General features: G+C 68.5%; 1 protein-coding gene. It reads right to left on the bottom strand.

The window, feature by feature from the left end:
* On the bottom strand, nucleotides 1-272 hold a 272-nt coding region (locus A9J21_RS16455), incomplete at its 3' end, for a DUF2092 domain-containing protein (RefSeq protein WP_231906953.1).
* Nucleotides 273-298 lie beyond the last annotated feature (26 nt).

Below are 298 nucleotides of genomic sequence, written 5' to 3'. Positions count from 1 at the left end.
AGATCCGCGATCGCGGTGTGCTGCAGCTTCTGCCCGTCCTGCAGTACGCGCTCGCCAGTCAGGCTGATACCGACCTCGAACTGCTTGAGGGACTGCAGGCTCGCGCCCATGTCCTGCAATGCCTTGATGACCGCCGGGTCCACTGCATTGGCGTCGGGCTTCGGCGCCGGCGCCTGGGCGGCGGGCGCCGCGGCGGCGACCGGCGGATTCTCCGGCGCCTTGGCTGGCGACGGGGGTGCACTACTGCAGGCCGTCAGGGCAACAGCGAGCAAACCAAGTACCGGTAAGCGTGCCATGA

This window comes from Cupriavidus sp. D384, assembly GCF_001652915.1.
In the GTDB taxonomy this organism is placed as follows: Bacteria; Pseudomonadota; Gammaproteobacteria; order Burkholderiales; family Burkholderiaceae; genus Cupriavidus.
The sequence above is the reverse complement of the archived record's forward strand: the minus strand, read 5'-3'. Positions and strand labels throughout refer to the sequence as shown.